Below are 18720 nucleotides of genomic sequence, written 5' to 3'. Positions count from 1 at the left end.
GTCTCTCACAACGCAAAAAAGGCCAGCAAACGCTGGCCTTTTCTTTAGGGACTTCTGAACAAATGGACGCTTACTTCGCGGCGGCTGCGCCGGTTTGTTCAGCGCCGACCAGCCCGACTTTCAGGTAACCGGCTTTACGCAGGTTATCCATGACGTTCATCAGCGTTTCATAATCCACCGTCTTATCTGCACGGAAGAAAATCGTACTCTGTTTGTTGCCCTGAGTACGCTGATCCAGCATGGCCGTCAGGTTGTCGCTGTTGACCGCGATGTCGCCAAGGAACATTTGCTTGTCTGATTTCACCGTCAGGAAGATGGGTTTTTCCGGACGGGGCTGCGCTTTGGCCGTCGAAGCCGGTAAATCTACCCGGACATCTACGGTGGCCAGCGGCGCGGCAACCATGAAGATGATCAGCAGTACCAGCATGACGTCGATAAAAGGCGTGACGTTGATGTCATGCATTTCACCGCTTTCGTCGATATCGTCGTTTAACCGAATAGCCATAATCTGTTCTTATCCTACGCGTAACTGACCTGTCTGACCGCGCGGCGCATCGCCTTCGCTGGCAGCCAAATCCAAATCACGGCCCTGTAACAGGATAATCTGCGCCGCCACGTCGCCTACCTGATGGCGGTAAGACGTGATGGTACGGGCGAAAATGTTATAGATAACCACGGCAGGAATTGCGGCCACCAGACCCACAGCTGTTGCCAGCAGTGCTTCTGCGATACCCGGCGCAACCACGGCCAGGTTAGTGGTCTGGGTTTGCGCGATACCGATGAAGCTGTTCATGATGCCCCAGACAGTACCGAACAGGCCGACGAACGGCGATATCGCGCCGATAGTGGCCAGAATACCATTGCCGCGGCCCATGTGACGGCCAGCAGCGCCGACACGGCGCTCAAGGCGGAAGCTGGTACGTTCTTTAATGCCGTTGTTGTCGGTAGAACCGGCAGACAGCTCGAGCTCATTCTGCGCATCGCGGATCATCTGCGCGCTGGTGCTGCTGGCGGCGAAGCTTTCAGCCTGCTCAGCGGCTTCGTCCAGCGTACGCACGGAAGACAGTGCGTCAAATTCGCGGCGCATACGGCGTTTGGCGGTAAACACTTCAGAGCCTTTGCTGAACAGCAATGCCCAGGTAACCACTGACGCCAGCAGCAGGCCAATCATGACGGTTTTCACCACCACGTCAGCATGGTGGTACATGCCTAATACGGACAAATCGGTTGGAATGACGGGAGCTTCAGTCTGCGAAGATTGCATGACAGGCGCTGGCGTAGCGTCAGTCGCAGTAGGTGCTGGTTGCGTGGTTTCAGAAGTGACGGCATTCGCCGCCGGCGTCGCAGGCGCAGCCATTGCGTTGCCGCTTAAACCAGCGACCAACATTAACGACATCAATACAGAGGTCGTTTTTTTCATCTTATTGCGAGCCGTTTTCACGCGTCGCCTCCAGCCAGAATCAGTGTATATGGGTTAAATAACGCCGAATTATATCAAATAAAAAGACCTAATTGATAGTCGTTCTCATTATTATTTACATTGTCGCGCCTGACGCCGCCAGTGTCCTTGACGGATGACAAGGTTTTGACCCTTTGGTTAATAGATCGACAGTTTAATCTGCGTCACACTTTTGCAAATAATCCTATGCTAAATCAATCATCTGCCAGCAATTACCAAAGACAAAACAACGTTTTAAATATTAAGTAACAGTATTTTACATTTGTTGCGAGTTTGTGATAACGCTCAAATACCCAACAGTTATAAATAGGGTAAGGTGCTTAGCACGGGCAAAGACCACACACTGGCATGTCCTGTATCCGTTTCATTTACATCATTATTTTCAATACTCTCATGCAGATCTGACAGCGCGCGGTGCGCCGGCCGGTTCATTTTCGCTGTAACTTTTTTCATACCGAATACCCCTGGAGACAAACTGATGAAATTGCAAAAAGCACTTCTCAGCCTTTGCCTGAGTTCCGCCACCCTGTTATTTACCTCCGCCGCGTCAGCGCAGACGTTGAAAGCCGCCGATGTGCATCCGCAAGGCTACCCGAACGTCGTTGCCGTCCAGCACATGGGCGAAAAGCTGCACAAGCAAACTGACGGGCGTCTTGAAATCAAAACCTTCCCCGGCGGTGTGCTGGGCGATGAAAAGCAGGAAATTGAACAGGCACAGCTCGGTGCGCTGGACATCATTCGCGTGTCGATGACGCCTGTCGCCTCTATTTTGCCGGAAATCAACGTCTTCACCCTGCCCTACATATTCCGTGATGAAGACCACATGCACAAAGTACTCGACGGTCAGATTGGTAAGGAGATCGGCGATAAGATCACTAACAACCCGAATTCACGCCTGGTGTTCCTCGGCTGGATGGACGGCGGCACGCGAAACCTGATCACCAAAGAAGCCGTGGTTAAACCCGAAGACCTGAAAGGAATGAAAATCCGTGTTCAGGGCAGCCCAATTGCGCTGGCCACGCTGAAAGCCATGGGCGCGAATCCGGTGGCGATGGGCGTCAGTGAAGTGTTCAGCGGAATGCAAACTGGCGTGATCGACGGTACCGAAAACAATCCGCCGACCTTCGTCGCGCACAACTATCTGCCGGTGGTGAAGAACTACACCTACAGCCGTCACTTCATTATCCCTGAGCTGTTCCTGTACTCGAAAGTGAAGTGGGACAAACTGAAACCCGAAGACCAGCAACTGATCCTCAAACTGTCGAAAGAAGCGCAGGACGAGCAGCGTGAGCTGTGGAAAGCCTATAACGAGAAAGCCCTCGCTACGATGAAAGCCGGTGGCGTGAAATTCTACGAAATCGATCCGGCGACTTATGTGCAAGCCACACAGTCCGTGCGCGATGAGTTCGGCAAAGACCATAAAGCACTGATGCAGCAAATCGCCGACGTTCAGTAAACCTTGTCTCTGCAGGGCAGCGACCGCTGCCCTTTTCCGACACTCACCGGGGGAAGCCTTATGATTTCCGGATATCACACCCTGATGGACATCCTTTACCGCGCCGCAATGTGGCTCGCCGGGATTGCGTTATTGCTAATGGTGGCAGTGATCCCCATCGGGATCTTCGCCCGTTACGTCATGAACAGCGCGCTGTCGTGGCCTGAACCGGTCGCCATTATGTGCATGGTGACATTCACCTTTATCGGCGCTGCCGTCAGCTACCGCGCCGGTTCTCATATCGTGGTGGCGATGGTCACCGACCGCCTGCCCCCTGCGCTAAAAAAGTTCTCGGCGCTGCTGTCAGATCTGATGATGCTGGCCATCAGCATTTTCATTTTCTGGTACAGCCTGCATCTGTGCAGCGAACTCTGGACACAACCGGTAGCGGAGTTTCCACTGCTGACCGCCGGTGAAACCTATTTGCCGCTGCCGATAGGATCCGCCCTGACGATTTTATTCATCATTGAGCAGATCATCGCCGGACCGCAGCATCAGCGCCCGGTGGTGATGCTGGGCAATTCCGACGCCTGACCCGGAGACGTTTATGGACGCACTTATTTTACTTTTAACGCTGGGGGTGATGCTGGCGATCGGCGTGCCGGTGGCGTACGCCGTCGGGCTCAGCGCGCTGGCCGGTGCCTGGTGGATCGACCTGCCGTTTGAGGCGCTGATGATTCAGTTGACCAACGGCGTAAACAAGTTTTCATTGCTGGCGATCCCGTTCTTTATTCTGGCGGGGGCAATCATGGCCGAAGGTGGCATAGCCCGCAGGCTGGTGAGTTTTGCCTACATCTTTGTCGGATTTATCCGCGGCGGACTGTCGCTGGTAAACATTGTCGCCTCGACGTTTTTCGGTGCGATCTCTGGCTCGTCGGTGGCGGATACCGCGTCGATCGGTTCGGTGATGATCCCGGAAATGGAGAAAAAAGGGTATCCGCGCGATTTCGCCGCTGCGGTCACCGCCAGCGGTTCGGTGCAGGCGATCCTCACGCCACCGAGCCATAACTCAGTGATTTACTCGCTGGCGACCGGCGGTACGGTATCGATCGCCGCGCTGTTCATCGCCGGTATTCTGCCCGGTTTGCTGCTCAGCCTGACGCTGATGGTGATGTGCGTGGTGTTTGCCCATCAGCGCGGTTATCCGAAAGGTGAGCGCGTGCCGTTCCGCCAGGCGCTGAAGATTTTCATCGACACGCTGTGGGGCCTGATGACAGTGGTCATCATCATGGGTGGGATCCTTAGCGGAATTTTCACCGCGACGGAATCCGCCGCCATTGCCTGCCTGTGGTCGTTCTTCGTTACCATGTTTATCTACCGCGATTACAAGTGGAGTGAGCTACCAAAACTGATGTATCGCACGGTCAAAACGGTCAGTATCGTGATGATCCTGATTGGCTTCGCCGCCAGCTTTGGCGCAGTGATGACCTACATGCAGCTGCCGATGCGGATCACCGAGTTCTTTACCTCGATCTCTGACAACAAGTACGTGATCCTCATGTGGATCAACATCATGCTGCTGCTGATCGGTACGCTGATGGACATGGCGCCGATCATCCTGATCCTGACGCCAGTGCTGCTGCCGGTGGTGTTATCGCTCGGCATCGATCCGGTGCATTTCGGGATGATCATGCTGGTCAATCTGGGGATCGGGCTTATCACACCGCCGGTCGGTTCGGTGCTGTTCGTCGCCAGTGCGGTGAGTAAACAGAGCATCGAGAAAGTCGTCAAAGCCATGTTGCCGTTCTACTGCGTGCTGTTTGTGGTGCTGATGCTGGTGACCTACATCCCGTCAATCTCACTGTTCCTGCCCAAACTGTTTGGGGTCTATACGGGTTAATTTTTCCTTTGTGTCTGGTTTCTCCTCTGCCCGTTCTGCGAACGGGCTTTTTTTGACTGAAATTTTTTCATTCACCCGGCAAAAGACAGATCCCTGAAATTCCTCATGTTAACTTAAAGACATGTCAGCGGACGCGACAGCGCGCCGATCTCCAAAATCAATCAGGGTGAAATACGGATTATGTCGTCTAAGAAAATTGAAACCGCGCTGGTCAGTGCCGGACGGGACAAGAAATTCACGCAGGGTTCAGTGAATGCGGTTATCCAGCGCGCGTCATCGCTGGTATTTGAAACGGTAGCCGAAAAAAAACACGCCACTGCCAACCGCGCTAACGGCGAGCTGTTCTATGGCCGTCGCGGCACCCTGACACATTTCTCATTGCAGGAAGCGATGGTCGAACTGGAAGGTGGCGCGGGCTGTGCGCTCTATCCGTGCGGCGCGGCGGCGGTCAGCAATGCGGTGCTGTCGTTTGTCAGTGCCGGTGACCACATTCTGGTGGCCGGTTCTTCTTACGAACCAACGCAGGATTTCTGTGAAAAAGTGCTGAAGAAACTGGGAGTTTCTACCACCTATTTCCCATCAGACATGGGTGGCGGTTTGGGAGCGCTGATGCAACCGAACACCAAAGTGGTGTTCCTCGAATCACCGGGTTCAATCACCATGGAAGTACCGGATATTCCGGCGATGGTGAAAGCGGTACGAGCGGTGTCCCCGGACGTCGTCATCATGATCGATAATACCTGGGCGGCGGGTATTCTGTTTAAGGCGCTGGAGTTTGATATCGATATTTCGATTCAGGCGGGAACCAAATATATCGTCGGGCATTCCGATGCAATGATCGGCACCGCCGTTTCCAATGCACGATGCTGGGAGCAGCTGCGCGAGCATTCCTATCTGATGGGGCAAATGGTTGACGCCGATACGGCCTACGTCGCCAGCCGCGGTTTACGCACCATGGGCATCCGCCTGAAACAGCACGCAGAAAGCAGCCTGCATATCGCGCAGTGGCTGGCAACGCGCCCTGAAGTGGCGGTGGTGAATCATCCGGCATTGCCGGGCAGCAAAGGCCATGAGTTCTGGAAACGCGATTTCACCGGTAGCTGTGGCCTTTTTTCGTTTGTGCTGAAACAGCGGCTGAGCAAGCAACAGCTTTCAGACTATCTTGATCACTTCGAGCATTTCAGCATGGCGTATTCCTGGGGCGGTTTTGAATCGCTGGTTCTGGCCAATCAGCCGGAAGAAATTCAGGCAATCCGTCCGGCAGAAACCATCGATTTCACCGGCACGCTGGTGCGTCTTCATATCGGCCTGGAGCATTGTGATGATTTGATCGCCGATCTGAGCGCGGCGTTTGAACGGATTGCCACGGTCTGAGACACAGGGATTGCGACAGACTGCTCAGATCGTTAAGGTATCTGTCGGATTTCCATTCGTAGAATGAGAATACTCTGTAAGCTCTACCCATAACCTCTGGCAATAATTCCCGGAGGTTACATTTCGAACAGAGCGTTCCCAGATCAACATCTCAAAACGCGAATTACGGTACACTTAGAATCGACAAAAGTTGTCACGAACAGCACACGAACAGCACACGAACAGCAACAGGACAGAATATGGCAGTTATTTGCGACATTTTTCATGCACTCTGGCGGCATGATTTTACTATGCTCGCCGACCCCAATTTGCTTTGGGTTATTTATGCTGTCCTGTTCACCACGCTGTTCCTTGAAAACGGATTGCTTCCCGCCTCTTTCCTGCCCGGCGACAGCCTGCTGCTGCTGACCGGTGCGCTCATCGCCAAAGGTGTAATGAGCTTTTTCCCGACGCTGATTATTCTGGTGATCGCTGCCAGCCTTGGCTGCTGGCTGAGCTATATACAGGGGCGATGGCTCGGGCATACCCGCGTGGTGAAAGGCTGGCTGTTGCAGCTACCGGCGCATTATCATCAGCGCGCACACCGGATGTTCATTGAGCACGGTTTGATGGCGCTGCTGGCGGGCCGTTTTCTGGCGTTTGTGCGCACCCTGCTGCCGACCATGGCCGGGATCTCCGGCCTCAATAATGCACGTTTCCAGTTCTTTAACTGGCTGAGCGCCATTCTGTGGGTGGGTGTAGTCATTACGCTGGGATTTGCCATGAGCCACATTCCGCTGGTGAAACGTCATGAAGATCAGGTCATGGCCGGGCTGATGATTTTACCGGTGCTGCTGCTGGTGATTGGCCTTGCGGGCGGTCTCGTGGTGCTGTGGAAAAACCGCAAAGCCCACGCCTGAGGCCAGTCTGTTCGCTATTCTCGCCAGCTAGAATACCGCTTTAAATGATGCATCGGCGACAGCCACTGCGCCAAAATGCCCTTCCCTCAGGCGCGCAATTTCGTCGCTTGGGGTCACGCCAAAGTAACGCTTAAACTCGCGGCTGAACTGCGACGCGCTTTCGTAACCCACCTGCAATGCCGCCGAACTGGCTTTTAATCCGTCGTAAATCATCATCATGCGTGCTTTATGCAGCCGATACGTTTTCAGGTATTGCAACGGCGACGTGCTGGTCACGGCTTTGAAGTTGTGATGAAACGCCGAGACGCTCATGTTCACTTCACTCGCCAGAATTTCGACGCTGAGATTATCGGCATACTGAGCTTCAATGCGGCGCAAGGATTTGGTTATCTGGCTGAAGTGCGTATGGCGGTTGACCAGCGCCTGCAACGCCCCGCCGTTTTCGCTGGTCAGAATAAAGAACAAAATCTCGCGGATGATTTTCGGGCCCAGTACACGGGCGTGCAGCGGTTTATCCATCACATCCAGCAGACGTTCAGTGGCGCACAGAATGTCGTCATCCAAAATGCCGGAATTGATACCGGTGGAAGACTCGCGCTGATGCGCCATCGCCTCATCGCCCATATCCATCAGTAAATCCTGCAACATCAGATTATCGATACTGATCTGAATACCGGCCATCGGTTGTTCCGGGCTGCCGAAAGTTTCGCATTCGAACGGCAACGGCACCGTCAGCATCAGGTAATTGTGCGGATCGTAGGAGAACGTTTTTTTGCCAAGATAGCCCACTTTACTCCCCTGAAACAGGATCACCACGCCGGGATTATAGAGCACCGGCTGGCGCGCATGGTACTGCGTGGTATACATCAACGTGACCTGCGGCACCGCCGATTTACTGAGTATTTTGTCACCGCTCAGCTGCGCGACACGTGCCGACATGCGGGCACATAAGCTGTCCACGTTTTCCATATTAACTTCATCCCGTTTCCGATAAACCATCACTGATAGTGCCATATCCGCCATCATTTCTACAGAGACAAGCAGAAACAGGCAAGCCTTAAGCAGGATTGAGCATCTTCCCTGCGGCAGTTTGGACGTACAGTAAAAACCGTCAAACGATCGGTGAGTTGAAAATAAAATCAGTAGCTTGCTCAGCAAGATGCCGTTTCGTTAACTAGACTTAGTCTCAGGCTAAAGCCCCATTTCTGTCTGTGCCCGCGTATTTCAGCGGGCACGATGTCAATTACGGTCCGCCCATAAGGAGAAACTCATGGCAGCTCAACCCATCATAAAACTTCACGATGGCAACCTGATGCCTCAGTTAGGACTTGGCGTATGGAAAGCCAGTAATCAGGATGCTACTGCGGCGGTAAAAACCGCCATTGAAACCGGTTATCGTCATATCGATACCGCCGCCATTTACAAGAATGAGGAAGGCGTTGGCGAAGCGATCGCCGCTAATCTCGTTCCTCGTGAAGAGCTGTTCATCACCACCAAATTGTGGAATGACGATCAGCTGAATGCGCCAAAAGCGCTGGAAACCAGCCTTAAAAAACTGCAAACCGATTATATCGATCTGTACCTGATCCACTGGCCGCAGCCGCAACAGGGCAACTATGTTGAAGCATGGAAAGCACTGCTGAAGCTGAAAGAAGAGGGTCTGGCGAAAAGCGTCGGCGTGTGTAACTTCCCGCTCGCCCATTTGCAGAAACTGAAAGATGAAACCGGGATTTTCCCGGTGGTGAACCAGATTGAGCTGCACCCGCTGATGCAACAGCGTCAGCTGCATTCCTGGAACGCCACGCACAATATCGCCACCGAATCCTGGAGCCCTCTGGCACAAGGCGGCGAAGGCGTTTTCGATCAGCCGCTGATTCAGAAACTGGCAGATAAATACGATAAAACCCCGGCGCAGATTGTGATCCGCTGGCATCTGGATAACGGGCTGATCGTTATCCCGAAATCTGTCACACCAAAACGCATCCACGAAAACTTCGACGTGTTTGATTTTAAACTGGAGAAAGAAGAGCTGGCGGAAGTGACCAAACTGGATAAAGAGCACCGTCTGGGGCCAGATCCTGAAAAGGGGCTGTAATCCTGCAGTGTTCTGGAAACTAAAAAACCCGCCTTGGCGGGTTTTTTTTGGCATCGAAATCGTTACATCGACGGCTGAACCAGCATATTGCCTGCTGAACCACGATCCGCCAGTTCCAGCGCGCCGCTGCGATACACAAACGGGAAATGCTCGTATGACGGCTGGTTGAAATACACCAGTAACTCCACATCGCCATCGACCCAGACCGTATCTTTGAATCCGGCATCTTCCACCAGCGGCGCAGCACCGTTGACGCTTTTCACCAGGAAGGATACACCCTCGACATGGAACGATTGCGGCATGTCCGCGTGTATTGTCCAGCGCTCCCACGTCCCCTGCTGGGCGGTGAGGTCAATACGGTTGATGTCCCACATGGCGCCGTTAACGCCCGGCTGGCTGTCGCCGAGGCGCAGGTCACGGGTGCGGATCACGTTGCCGGAGAGAATTTGATCGGCCAGTAAACGCATCGGCAGATTATCCGTTACCAAAGGCAGCAGGCCGGTCGGTTTTAGCGTCAGCACCAGCGTGGATACCAGAATACTCGATGGCTCAAACAACCCGCGCAAACGCTCCATCACGCCCGCCGCTTCACCGGCGGTAATCGAGACTTCTTCACCTTGCGACATATCCACCAGCACTTCGCGGCGCTCGCCGGGTGCAAGGGATAAACGCTGCACAGTCATTGGCGCAGGCAGGAAACCGAGATCCGAGGCCACGACGTGGAACGGGCGACCGTCACTCATGCTCAGTTCGTAACGACGCGCATTGGACGCATTCAGTAAACGCAAACGTACCCAGCCGCGTGAGACTTCGACGAACGGGCTCTGCACGCCATTCACCAGCATGGTATCGCCGAAGAAGCCGCCCGATGCGGGTGTGTCGTATTGCGGCACACCAAAACCGTCCAGACGTTTGTCCTGAATGATCAGCGGGAAATCATCGACGCCGTAATGATTCGGCAACGGCAGATTTTTGCTGATTTCATCCTCGACAATCCACATTCCCGCCAGCCCGTTATAGACGTGCGGTCCCATGCGGTTTGGCGTATTGGCGTGATACCAGCACGTCGCCGCTGGCTGACGGATAGGCAAGACCGGCGACCAGTCCACGCCCGGTGACATCATGCGCGCACCACCGCCGGTCAGTGTGCCCGGTTCCAGCAGACCGCTGATGGTCATCGACACCGGTTCAGCCAGACGATTGCTGTAAATCAGCTTCACGTCATCCCCGCTGTGCACTTTCACCGTCGGCCCGAGATACATGCCGTTGATGCCCCAGACAGGCGCTTTGGCACCGCCAAGGAACGACCAATGGGCGGATTGCAACGTAAGGAACAGGGGTTGTCCGCGACGCGATTCTAGCAGCGGCGGAACAGGCAAGGCCGGTTGCGAACCACTCGCTTCTGCTTTCAATGGCAGAGCACCTGCGGCAAGAGCCACGCCGGAGGCTTGCAGGAACGAGCGACGACTGAGTGACATATCTTCTCCATGAAAACAAAAGTAGGCCCCGTCGCCATCAATGGCAGCGGGTTTTAATGTGATATTTAATGACTTTTATTTTTTTTCTGCGGCTTCGCGCAGCGCCACTTCGGCATCAAGCTCAGCAATTTTATCCGCCATCAGCTTATGACAGTGTTCAGATAATTCGCGCAAACGGTCTTTCGTGTAGCCGGTTGTATCTACAGGCGGCAGCATCTCAACAATGACGTGGCCGTTGGACCAGCGGTTGAGCTTCACTTTGCCATTGGTGTTCGATACGCAAATTGGCACGATCGGCACTCCGGCTGAAATCGCTGCGTGGAAAGCGCCCGTTTTAAACGGCATCAGGCCACGACCGCGGCTGCGCGTTCCTTCAGGGAACATCCAGATAGACAGGTTCTTTTTCTTAATCTGGTTCACAACCTGCGAAATCGTACCGTGGGCTTTCGCGCGGTTATTACGGTCAATCAGCAGGTTGCCGGTGAGCCAGTACAGCTGACCAAAAAACGGGATCCAGACCAGACTTTTTTTACCGACGGTGACGGTACCGGGCATGACAACCGACGAGGCGGTCACCATATCGTAATTGTTCTGATGGTTGGCGATATAAATGCATTTACCGTTGTTCGGCGCCTCCGCGGGAATACGCTTTTCAACGGTCAGGCCAAATACCGGCGCCAGATTTCCAAATAACTTTCCGAATGTCGCCACATGTTTCGGATTACGCGGGCTAGACAGACAATAGATACAGCCAAAAAAACTTACCAGAATCGAGTAAATCACCACGATTATCAGTCGTAAAATAAATAACATAACATCCTCTTAAAACTACAGCCGAAGCCGGTAAGAAACCTGTGCAGTTTAGATCCCTGTGCGCCGAACTATTCTCAAGCCTGATTCGACGCTATACAACGGTTTTGTTTATACAAATGTAAAATCTTTGCACTGCACAACAGTCCCAAACAATAGCTGAACGCCACAACGTAGACAGGGCACAAATGTGCCCTGTCCGTGCCGATGAGCCAGCGCGTTATTCTTCGCTGTCGCCGCCTTTACTGCGGGCAGGCGCATCCACTTCGACGCGATCGATCCGTTGCAGGCCGCGTGGCAGAAGGGTTCCCTTGCGCCCGCGTTCCGCGCGGAATTTCTGCAAATCTTCAGGACGCAACAGCAGTTTGCGCTTACCAACGTGCAGGGTGATCGACGTCTGCGGCGGCAGAACCAGCAACCAGGCGAGTTTATCTTCACCGGAAGCGGCCTGCGCAGAAGGAATTGATACGATTTTGTTACCCTTGCCTTTCGACAGTTGCGGTAAATCCGCCACCGGGAACAACAGCATGCGGCCAGCGGCAGTTACGGACAGCAGCATATCATCCGCGCCATTAAGCTCAACGGGGGCAAAGGCTTTGGCGTTTTCCGGCAAGGTAATCATCGCTTTACCGGCACGGTTACGCGCCACTAAATCGTTGAAGGTACACACGAAACCGTAACCGGCATCGGAGGCCATCAGCAGTTTCTGGTCGTCCTGTGCCATGATCACATGTTCAATCGTCGCACCCGGCGGTGGCGTCAGTTTGCCGGTCAGCGGCTCGCCCTGCCCGCGCGCGGAAGGCAACGTCATCGGATCCAGCGCGTAGCTGCGGCCTGTGGAATCGATAAACACCACCGGCTGATTGCTCTTACCTTTGGCGGCGGCACGGAAGCTGTCACCGGCTTTATAGCTTAAACCGGAAGCATCAATGTCATGGCCTTTGGCGCTGCGCACCCAGCCAGATTCAGACAGCACGATAGTCACTGGCTCGGACGGCACGAAGTCGTGCTCGCTCATCGCTTTCGCTTCTTCACGCTCAATGATTGGAGAGCGGCGATCGTCGCCAAAGGATTCAGCATCGGCCTGAATTTCTTTGCGGATAAGCGTGCTGAGTTTACGTTCTGAGCCCAGCAATGCCTGCAACTGATCGCGTTCTTTCGCCAGCTCATCCTGCTCACCGCGAATTTTCGTTTCTTCGAGTTTCGCCAAATGGCGCAATTTCAACTCGAGGATCGCTTCGGCCTGCGTATCAGACAGCTCAAAACGCTGCATCAGCACCGGCTTTGGCTCGTCCTCGGTACGGATGATGTGGATCACTTCATCAATGTTCAGGAAGGCTATCAGTAAACCTTCGAGAATATGCAGGCGTTTCAGAACTTTATCGAGGCGGAAATTCAGGCGGCGGCGCACGGTATCGCGGCGGTAGGCCAGCCATTCGGTGAGGATTTCCACCAGCCCTTTGACCTGCGGACGGTGATCCAGCCCGATCATGTTCATGTTGATGCGGTAGCTGCGTTCCAGATCGGTGGTTACAAACAGGTGATTCATGACCTGATCGAGATCGATACGGTTGGATCGCGGCACCACCACCAGACGGGTCGGGTTTTCGTGGTCGGATTCGTCACGAAGATCTTCGACCATCGGCAGCTTTTTGGCACGCATCTGGCTGGCGATTTGCTCCAGCACTTTCGCACCGGAGACCTGATGCGGCAATGCGGTGATCACCGCACTGCCATCTTCTTTATGCCAGACCGCACGCATGCGCACCGAGCCTTTGCCCGATTCGTACATTTTGCGGATTTCGCTGCGCGGCGTGATGATTTCCGCTTCGGTCGGGAAGTCAGGCCCCTGCACGAATTCCAGCAGGTCATCGAGTGAACTGCCCGGTTTTTCCAGCAGCGCGACGGCAGCAGCGGCAACTTCACGGATGTTATGCGGCGGAATATCCGTCGCCATACCCACGGCGATGCCGGTGGTGCCGTTCAGCAGAATGTTGGGCAGGCGCGCAGGCAGCATTTTCGGCTCCTGCATGGTGCCGTCAAAGTTCGGGACATAATCCACGGTACCCTGACCGAGCTCGCGCAGCAGCACTTCGGCATATTTGGACAGGCGCGATTCCGTATAACGCATCGCGGCGAAGGATTTCGGGTCATCTGGTGCACCCCAGTTCCCCTGCCCGTCAACCAGCGGATAGCGGTAAGAGAATGGCTGCGCCATCAGCACCATGGCTTCGTAGCAGGCGCTGTCGCCGTGCGGATGGTATTTACCCAGCACGTCACCGACGGTACGCGCGGATTTCTTGAATTTGGCGTTATTACTCAGGCCGAGTTCGGACATCGCATAAATAATACGGCGTTGTACCGGCTTCAGGCCGTCACCGATAAACGGCAGCGCGCGGTCCATGATGACGTACATGGAATAGTTGAGATAGGCGTTCTCAGTAAACGTATGCAGTGCTAAACGCTCTGTTCCGTCATGAGTCATTTCGCTCATTGATGTTTAATCCTCAGACCCGTGGCGTTATCGTTTTGGAAATTAAGGAAGCTTGCACTCGCAGGCGCGCAAAGGCACAAGCCGCGAGGCAATGATGTCCGCGATAGTACATCATCTGCCGTATTCCTGTCATAGTTGCTGTATTTATGCGTTGTTTTTAACCCGTTTTAGCCAACCGCACGGGCGAATACGTCGGGTAAATCGGGCGATTATTGCATCTGGGTCAATAGTCTTGTGCGCAATATCACATTTTTTCGCGATGCAGAGTTCAGTACACTACGTGACAACAGCCTGACAGCCAGAATTCATTTAAGGAAATCCCATGAGCAACATCCTGATTATTAACGCCGGCAAAACTTTTGCCCACTCCAAAGGTGCACTGAACAACAGCCTGACCGACGTCGCGTCCAGCTTCCTGCGTGACGCGGGGCATGACGTACGCGTGACCGTGCTTGAAGAGGGTTACGACGTTCAGACCGAAATCGACAGCTACCTGTGGGCCGATGCCATCATTTATCAGCAACCAGGCTGGTGGATGGGCATGCCGTGGACGCTGAAAAAATACATCGATGAAATCTTCACCGAAGGCCACGGCAAACTCTACGCCAGTGATGGCCGTACCCGTTCAGACGGTGCGAAAAAATACGGTTCCGGCGGCCTGTTGCAGGGCAAATGCTACATGCTTTCCGTGACCTGGAATGCGCCGCTGGAAGCATTCGACGATAAAGAACAATTCTTCCACGGCGTGGGCGTTGACGGTGTCTATCTGGCACAGCATAAAGCCAACCAGTTCATCGGTCTGGACACCCTGCCGACCTTCATGTGTAACGACGTGATCAAGCAGCCTGATATCGAAGGTGATTTCGCCCGTTACCGCGCGCACCTTGAAAATGTGTTCGGTCAGGCCTAAGGTAAAAAGTCATTCGTGTAATGAGGTAGTTATGATCACTGTTATCGCCGAAATCAAAGTAAAAGCGGGCCGCCGCGATGCGGTCATGGATAAAATCACCGCGCTGCTGCCAAGTGTTCTCGAAGAGAAAGGTTGCCACCGCTATGAGCCTTACATTGATTTCAACGGCCAGATCCCATGGCGTAAAACCGTTCCTGATTCCATTTTCATGCTGGAAGATTGGGAAAGCCTTGCGCACCTCGAAGCGCATCAGCAGGCACCGCACATGGACAAGCACCGTGAAAACATCAAAGCCGACGTGCTGGATGTGGTGATCCATATTATCGAAAAAGCCTGATCCTAAAATCTGCCTTTGTTTAAAACAAAAATGCCGGCGCTGCAAAGCGTCCGGCATTTTTTTATGGCGCAGTCTGAGGGGATTAAACGTCCAGTTCGGCGGTATCGCCCTTTTCCTGCAACCAGTTACGGCGATCTTCAGACCGTTTTTTCGCCAGCAGCATATCCATCATGCGCAGCGTCTGATCGATATCGTTCTCATCGATAGTCAGCTGAACCAGACGACGGGTATTCGGATCGAGCGTGGTTTCGCGCAGCTGCAACGGGTTCATCTCACCCAGCCCTTTAAAGCGCTGGACGTTCGGCTTACCTTTCTTACGTTTCAGCTGATCCAGCACGCCTTCTTTTTCCTGCTCATCCAGCGCATAGAACACTTCTTTGCCCAGATCGATACGGTAAAGAGGCGGCATCGCAACATACACGTGGCCGCCGCGCACCAGAGATCGGAAGTGACGGACAAACAGCGCGCACAGCAGCGTGGCGATGTGTAAGCCGTCGGAGTCCGCATCCGCAAGAATACAGACTTTACCGTAACGCAGCTGTGTCAGGTCTTCGCTGTCCGGATCGATACCAATGGCCACAGAAATATCGTGCACTTCCTGTGACGCCAGGACTTCATCGGAAGAGACTTCCCACGTATTTAAGATCTTACCCTTAAGCGGCATGATCGCCTGATATTCACGGTCGCGCGCCTGTTTAGCCGAGCCGCCTGCGGAATCCCCTTCCACCAGGAACAGTTCGGTCATGTTCAGATCCTGCGACGTACAGTCCGCCAGTTTACCCGGCAGCGCAGGGCCGCTGGTCAGCTTCTTACGCACCACTTTTTTGGCGGCGCGCAAACGGCGCTGAGCGCTGGAAATGCACAGTTCTGCCAGTTGTTCTGCCGCATGGACATTCTGGTTCAGCCACAGGCTGAAGGCATCTTTCACCACGCCGGAAACAAACGCAGCGCACTGACGGGAAGAGAGACGCTCTTTGGTCTGACCGGCAAATTGCGGATCCTGCATTTTTACCGAAAGCACATACGCGCAACGTTCCCAGATATCTTCCGCAGAAAGCTTGACGCCGCGCGGCAGAATATTGCGGAATTCGCAGAACTCGCGCATCGCATCGAGCAGCCCCTGACGCAGACCGTTGACGTGCGTACCGCCCTGCATGGTTGGGATCAGGTTGACGTAGCTTTCGGTCAGCAGTTCGCCGCCTTCCGGCAGCCACAGCAGCGCCCAGTCTACCGCTTCGATATCACCGGCAAATGCACCGACAAAGGCTTTTTCCGGCAAAGTGATGAGGCCGTTGACCGCTTCCATCAGGTAGTCGGTCAGCCCGTCTTCATAACACCAGCGTTGCTCGGTGTTATTCACCTTGTCTTTGAAAATGATCTCAGCACCCGGACACAGTACGGCCTTGGCTTTCAGCAAATGGCTGAGGCGGCTGACCGAAAAACGCGGGCTGTCGAAGAAGCTGACGTCTGGCCAGAAGTGAACGCTGGTGCCGGTATTGCGTTTACCGCAGGTGCCGGTGACATGCAGATCTTCAACTTTATCGCCATTTTCAAATGCCATCTCATACACTTCGCCGCCGCGTTTTACCGCCACTTCGACGCGCTTGGATAAGGCGTTGACCACCGAAATCCCCACGCCATGCAGGCCGCCGGAGAACTGGTAGTTTTTGTTAGAGAATTTACCGCCCGCGTGCAGACGGCAGAAAATCAGTTCGACGGCGGGCACGCCTTCTTCTGCGTGGATATCCACCGGCATACCACGGCCATCATCGATGACTTCAAGAGACTGGTCTTCGTGCAGAATGACTTCGATACGTTTGGCGTGGCCGGCTAATGCCTCATCCACGCTGTTATCAATCACTTCCTGGCCGAGGTGGTTTGGCCGGGTGGTATCGGTGTACATGCCCGGACGGCGGCGCACCGGTTCAAGTCCGCTGAGGACCTCTATGGAATCCGCGTTATAAGTAGATTGGCTCATCGTTGATTATTCGTGGCTCATAGGTTTGTGGGCTAACGATACAGTATGTGGGCGGGAGGAAAAGCACTGGCAGCACGCAGACGCTCAACATCCGGGGAGAACGTCACCCTGCGATGTTAGTCTGCGGCCAGTTCGAGGAAATCGACAATCGGCGAAAAATAACGCTCAAAGCCGACAAATGCATGATTTCCCTCGGGTTCAACCGTCTGACGACAGGTGGTGTAATATGCCACAGCCTGACGGTAATCGAGAATTTCATCGCCCGTTTGCTGTAATAACCAGAGTAAATCCGGCGACTCCAGCGGTTCGATCTGCATCACTTTCAGATCGTAAACGTGGCGTGACTCTAACACATATTGCTGGCCCGTGTAGGGGTTCTCGTTTTGCCCGAGAAAGTCGATCAGCAGCTCATAAGGCTTGACTGCCGGGTTCACCACCACCGCCGGTAGGGCAAAACACTGCGATAACCACGTGGCGTAATACCCGCCGAGCGAGGAGCCAACAATGCCCAGTTTCTTACCGGCATTTTGTATCACCAGCGTTTCCAGTAACTCGGCGGCCTCGGACGGATACGGCGGCAACTGCGGCGTCACCATATCAATACGCGGATGATGTTCCGCCAGCCAGTTTTTCAGCAACGTCGCTTTAGCCGAGTTTGGGGAGCTGTTGAACCCATGCAGGTACAATAGGGTGTTCATTCGTATCCGTCCGATTCCGTATCCGGGTGAAACTCGGTGGATTCGAGACGGAATACCTGCGTTTCCACGCGGCCATCCGGATATAAATCCAGATAACGCCAGCCCGGCGCAACGGTATCAATGGTGAAATTGGTGCAGTGCGGTTTGAACTGAACGCAGGTCGACGGCGTGGCATACAGACGACGTCCATACCAGTCGAGATCCAGTTCCTGATGAATATGGCCGCACAGCAGCGTATTCACTTTCGGGTAGTTCACCAGCGTATTCGCCAGCATGTGCGCGTTGCGCAGGCTGTGCTGATCGAGCCACGTACAGCCAGATGGCAGCGGATGGTGATGCAACATCAGCAAAGTGTAGCGATCCGGATAGGCTTTCAGGCAGCGCTCCATCCACTCCAGCTGATATTCGCTCAGCTCACCGTGCGGCACGCCAAAGACCTGCGTATCGAGCAGAATGATTTGCCAGTGATCGCCGAGCAGAACGTGCTTCGACGGGTTGATCCCGGCGTCGTGCAGGGTTTCAAACATCGCCGGCTGGAAATCATGGTTTCCGGGAAGCCAGACACAGGGCGCAGGCAGTTCGCTGATGCCACGGCAAAACTGATGGTATGCCGCCACCGACTGATCCTGAGCCAAATCCCCTGTCGCGGCGATGATATCGACTTCGCGCTGCTGCGCCTTGATAGCGTCCAGCACAGCGCGATAGCTGTTAAACGTATTCACGCCCAACAACGTTTCATCTTCACCGGCAAAAAGATGGGTATCGGTAATCTGTAGAACTCTGACTTTGGCCCCATTTACCAAAGGCAGTTTAAACAGGCTTTCCAAATCGTTTCCTTTGTTATTGAAGTCTG

The 18720-nt window shown here is 54.1% G+C and carries 18 protein-coding genes; 8 read left to right on the top strand and 10 right to left on the bottom strand.

All coding sequences use genetic code 11. The features are described from left to right. Window positions 1-70 precede the first annotated feature (70 nt). The 3 genes from exbD to I2123_RS05230 form a co-directional block, all read right to left on the bottom strand. The gene (exbD, locus tag I2123_RS05240; RefSeq protein ID WP_213051938.1) at window positions 71-505 is read right to left on the bottom strand and encodes a TonB system transport protein ExbD; all 435 of its coding nucleotides are present in this window, start codon (window positions 503-505) and stop codon (window positions 71-73) included. 9 nt (window positions 506-514) lie between these two features. Continuing rightward, window positions 515-1420, bottom strand: coding sequence for a tol-pal system-associated acyl-CoA thioesterase (exbB, locus tag I2123_RS05235; RefSeq protein WP_244879909.1), 906 nt, complete (start codon window positions 1418-1420; stop codon window positions 515-517). Window positions 1421-1759: 339 nt separating this feature from the next. Continuing rightward, window positions 1760-1912 carry a hypothetical protein gene (locus I2123_RS05230; protein ID WP_167457507.1) on the bottom strand — a complete coding sequence of 51 codons (153 nt, stop codon included), beginning with the start codon at window positions 1910-1912 and terminating at the stop codon, window positions 1760-1762. A 25-nt stretch (window positions 1913-1937) separates the two neighbouring features. Between I2123_RS05230 and I2123_RS05225 the strand changes: the two genes are divergently transcribed. The 5 genes from I2123_RS05225 (at window position 1938) to I2123_RS05205 (ending at window position 7067) form a co-directional block, all read left to right on the top strand. After that, on the top strand, window positions 1938-2915 hold the full coding sequence (locus I2123_RS05225; RefSeq protein WP_112164672.1) for a TRAP transporter substrate-binding protein: 978 nt from the start codon (window positions 1938-1940) through the stop codon (window positions 2913-2915). 60 nt (window positions 2916-2975) lie between these two features. Continuing rightward, window positions 2976-3488, top strand: a complete 513-nt coding sequence (locus I2123_RS05220; RefSeq protein WP_112164671.1) for a TRAP transporter small permease — start codon at window positions 2976-2978, stop codon at window positions 3486-3488. 13 nt (window positions 3489-3501) lie between these two features. Beyond that, on the top strand, window positions 3502-4794 hold the full coding sequence (locus I2123_RS05215; protein WP_112164670.1) for a TRAP transporter large permease: 1293 nt from the start codon (window positions 3502-3504) through the stop codon (window positions 4792-4794). Between the two features lie 180 nt (window positions 4795-4974). After that, window positions 4975-6168, top strand: a complete 1194-nt coding sequence (metC, locus tag I2123_RS05210; protein ID WP_112164669.1) for a cystathionine beta-lyase — start codon at window positions 4975-4977, stop codon at window positions 6166-6168. 239 nt (window positions 6169-6407) lie between these two features. Further along, on the top strand, window positions 6408-7067 hold the full coding sequence (locus I2123_RS05205) for a DedA family protein (RefSeq protein ID WP_112164668.1): 660 nt from the start codon (window positions 6408-6410) through the stop codon (window positions 7065-7067). Between the two features lie 27 nt (window positions 7068-7094). On the opposite strand, the gene I2123_RS05200 is transcribed toward I2123_RS05205, so the two are convergent. Then, window positions 7095-8036 (bottom strand): AraC family transcriptional regulator, encoded by a 942-nt coding sequence (locus I2123_RS05200; protein ID WP_213051936.1) that lies wholly within the window; start codon window positions 8034-8036, stop codon window positions 7095-7097. Between the two features lie 301 nt (window positions 8037-8337). On the opposite strand from I2123_RS05200, the gene dkgA reads away from it, so the two are divergent. Continuing rightward, window positions 8338-9162, top strand: coding sequence for a 2,5-didehydrogluconate reductase DkgA (dkgA, locus tag I2123_RS05195; RefSeq protein WP_213051935.1), 825 nt, complete (start codon window positions 8338-8340; stop codon window positions 9160-9162). Window positions 9163-9224: 62 nt separating this feature from the next. Here the strand turns inward: dkgA and ftsP are convergent, their stop codons facing one another. The 3 genes from ftsP to parC all read right to left on the bottom strand — a co-directional run bounded on the left by ftsP (window position 9225) and on the right by parC (window position 13944). Then, window positions 9225-10640, bottom strand: coding sequence for a cell division protein FtsP (gene ftsP, locus I2123_RS05190; protein ID WP_112164665.1), 1416 nt, complete (start codon window positions 10638-10640; stop codon window positions 9225-9227). Between the two features lie 75 nt (window positions 10641-10715). Continuing rightward, on the bottom strand, window positions 10716-11453 hold the full coding sequence (locus I2123_RS05185) for a 1-acylglycerol-3-phosphate O-acyltransferase (protein ID WP_112164664.1): 738 nt from the start codon (window positions 11451-11453) through the stop codon (window positions 10716-10718). 217 nt (window positions 11454-11670) lie between these two features. After that, on the bottom strand, window positions 11671-13944 hold the full coding sequence (gene parC / locus I2123_RS05180; protein WP_112164663.1) for a DNA topoisomerase IV subunit A: 2274 nt from the start codon (window positions 13942-13944) through the stop codon (window positions 11671-11673). A 322-nt stretch (window positions 13945-14266) separates the two neighbouring features. Here parC and I2123_RS05175 point away from each other — a divergent pair, with 322 nt between their 5' ends. Together I2123_RS05175 and I2123_RS05170 are read left to right on the top strand one after the other, a co-directional pair. Beyond that, window positions 14267-14854, top strand: coding sequence for an NAD(P)H-dependent oxidoreductase (locus I2123_RS05175; protein WP_112164662.1), 588 nt, complete (start codon window positions 14267-14269; stop codon window positions 14852-14854). Window positions 14855-14885: 31 nt separating this feature from the next. Continuing rightward, window positions 14886-15191 (top strand): putative quinol monooxygenase, encoded by a 306-nt coding sequence (locus tag I2123_RS05170; protein ID WP_112164661.1) that lies wholly within the window; start codon window positions 14886-14888, stop codon window positions 15189-15191. Window positions 15192-15273: 82 nt separating this feature from the next. On the opposite strand, the gene parE is transcribed toward I2123_RS05170, so the two are convergent. The 3 genes from parE to cpdA all read right to left on the bottom strand — a co-directional run bounded on the left by parE (window position 15274) and on the right by cpdA (window position 18694). Beyond that, window positions 15274-17169 carry a DNA topoisomerase IV subunit B gene (parE, locus tag I2123_RS05165; RefSeq protein ID WP_112164660.1) on the bottom strand — a complete coding sequence of 632 codons (1896 nt, stop codon included), beginning with the start codon at window positions 17167-17169 and terminating at the stop codon, window positions 15274-15276. A 116-nt stretch (window positions 17170-17285) separates the two neighbouring features. Continuing rightward, on the bottom strand, window positions 17286-17867 hold the full coding sequence (gene yqiA / locus I2123_RS05160) for an esterase YqiA (protein ID WP_112164659.1): 582 nt from the start codon (window positions 17865-17867) through the stop codon (window positions 17286-17288). After that, window positions 17864-18694 (bottom strand): 3',5'-cyclic-AMP phosphodiesterase, encoded by an 831-nt coding sequence (gene cpdA / locus I2123_RS05155; RefSeq protein WP_112164658.1) that lies wholly within the window; start codon window positions 18692-18694, stop codon window positions 17864-17866. The genes yqiA and cpdA overlap by 4 nt, the downstream gene beginning before the upstream one ends. Between the last annotated feature and the right edge of the window lie 26 nt (window positions 18695-18720).

The organism is Rahnella inusitata, assembly GCF_018288855.1.
In the GTDB taxonomy this organism is placed as follows: domain Bacteria; phylum Pseudomonadota; class Gammaproteobacteria; order Enterobacterales; family Enterobacteriaceae; genus Rahnella; species Rahnella inusitata.
Note: the sequence above shows the minus strand (reverse complement) of the source record. Positions and strands in the feature narration are given on the sequence as shown.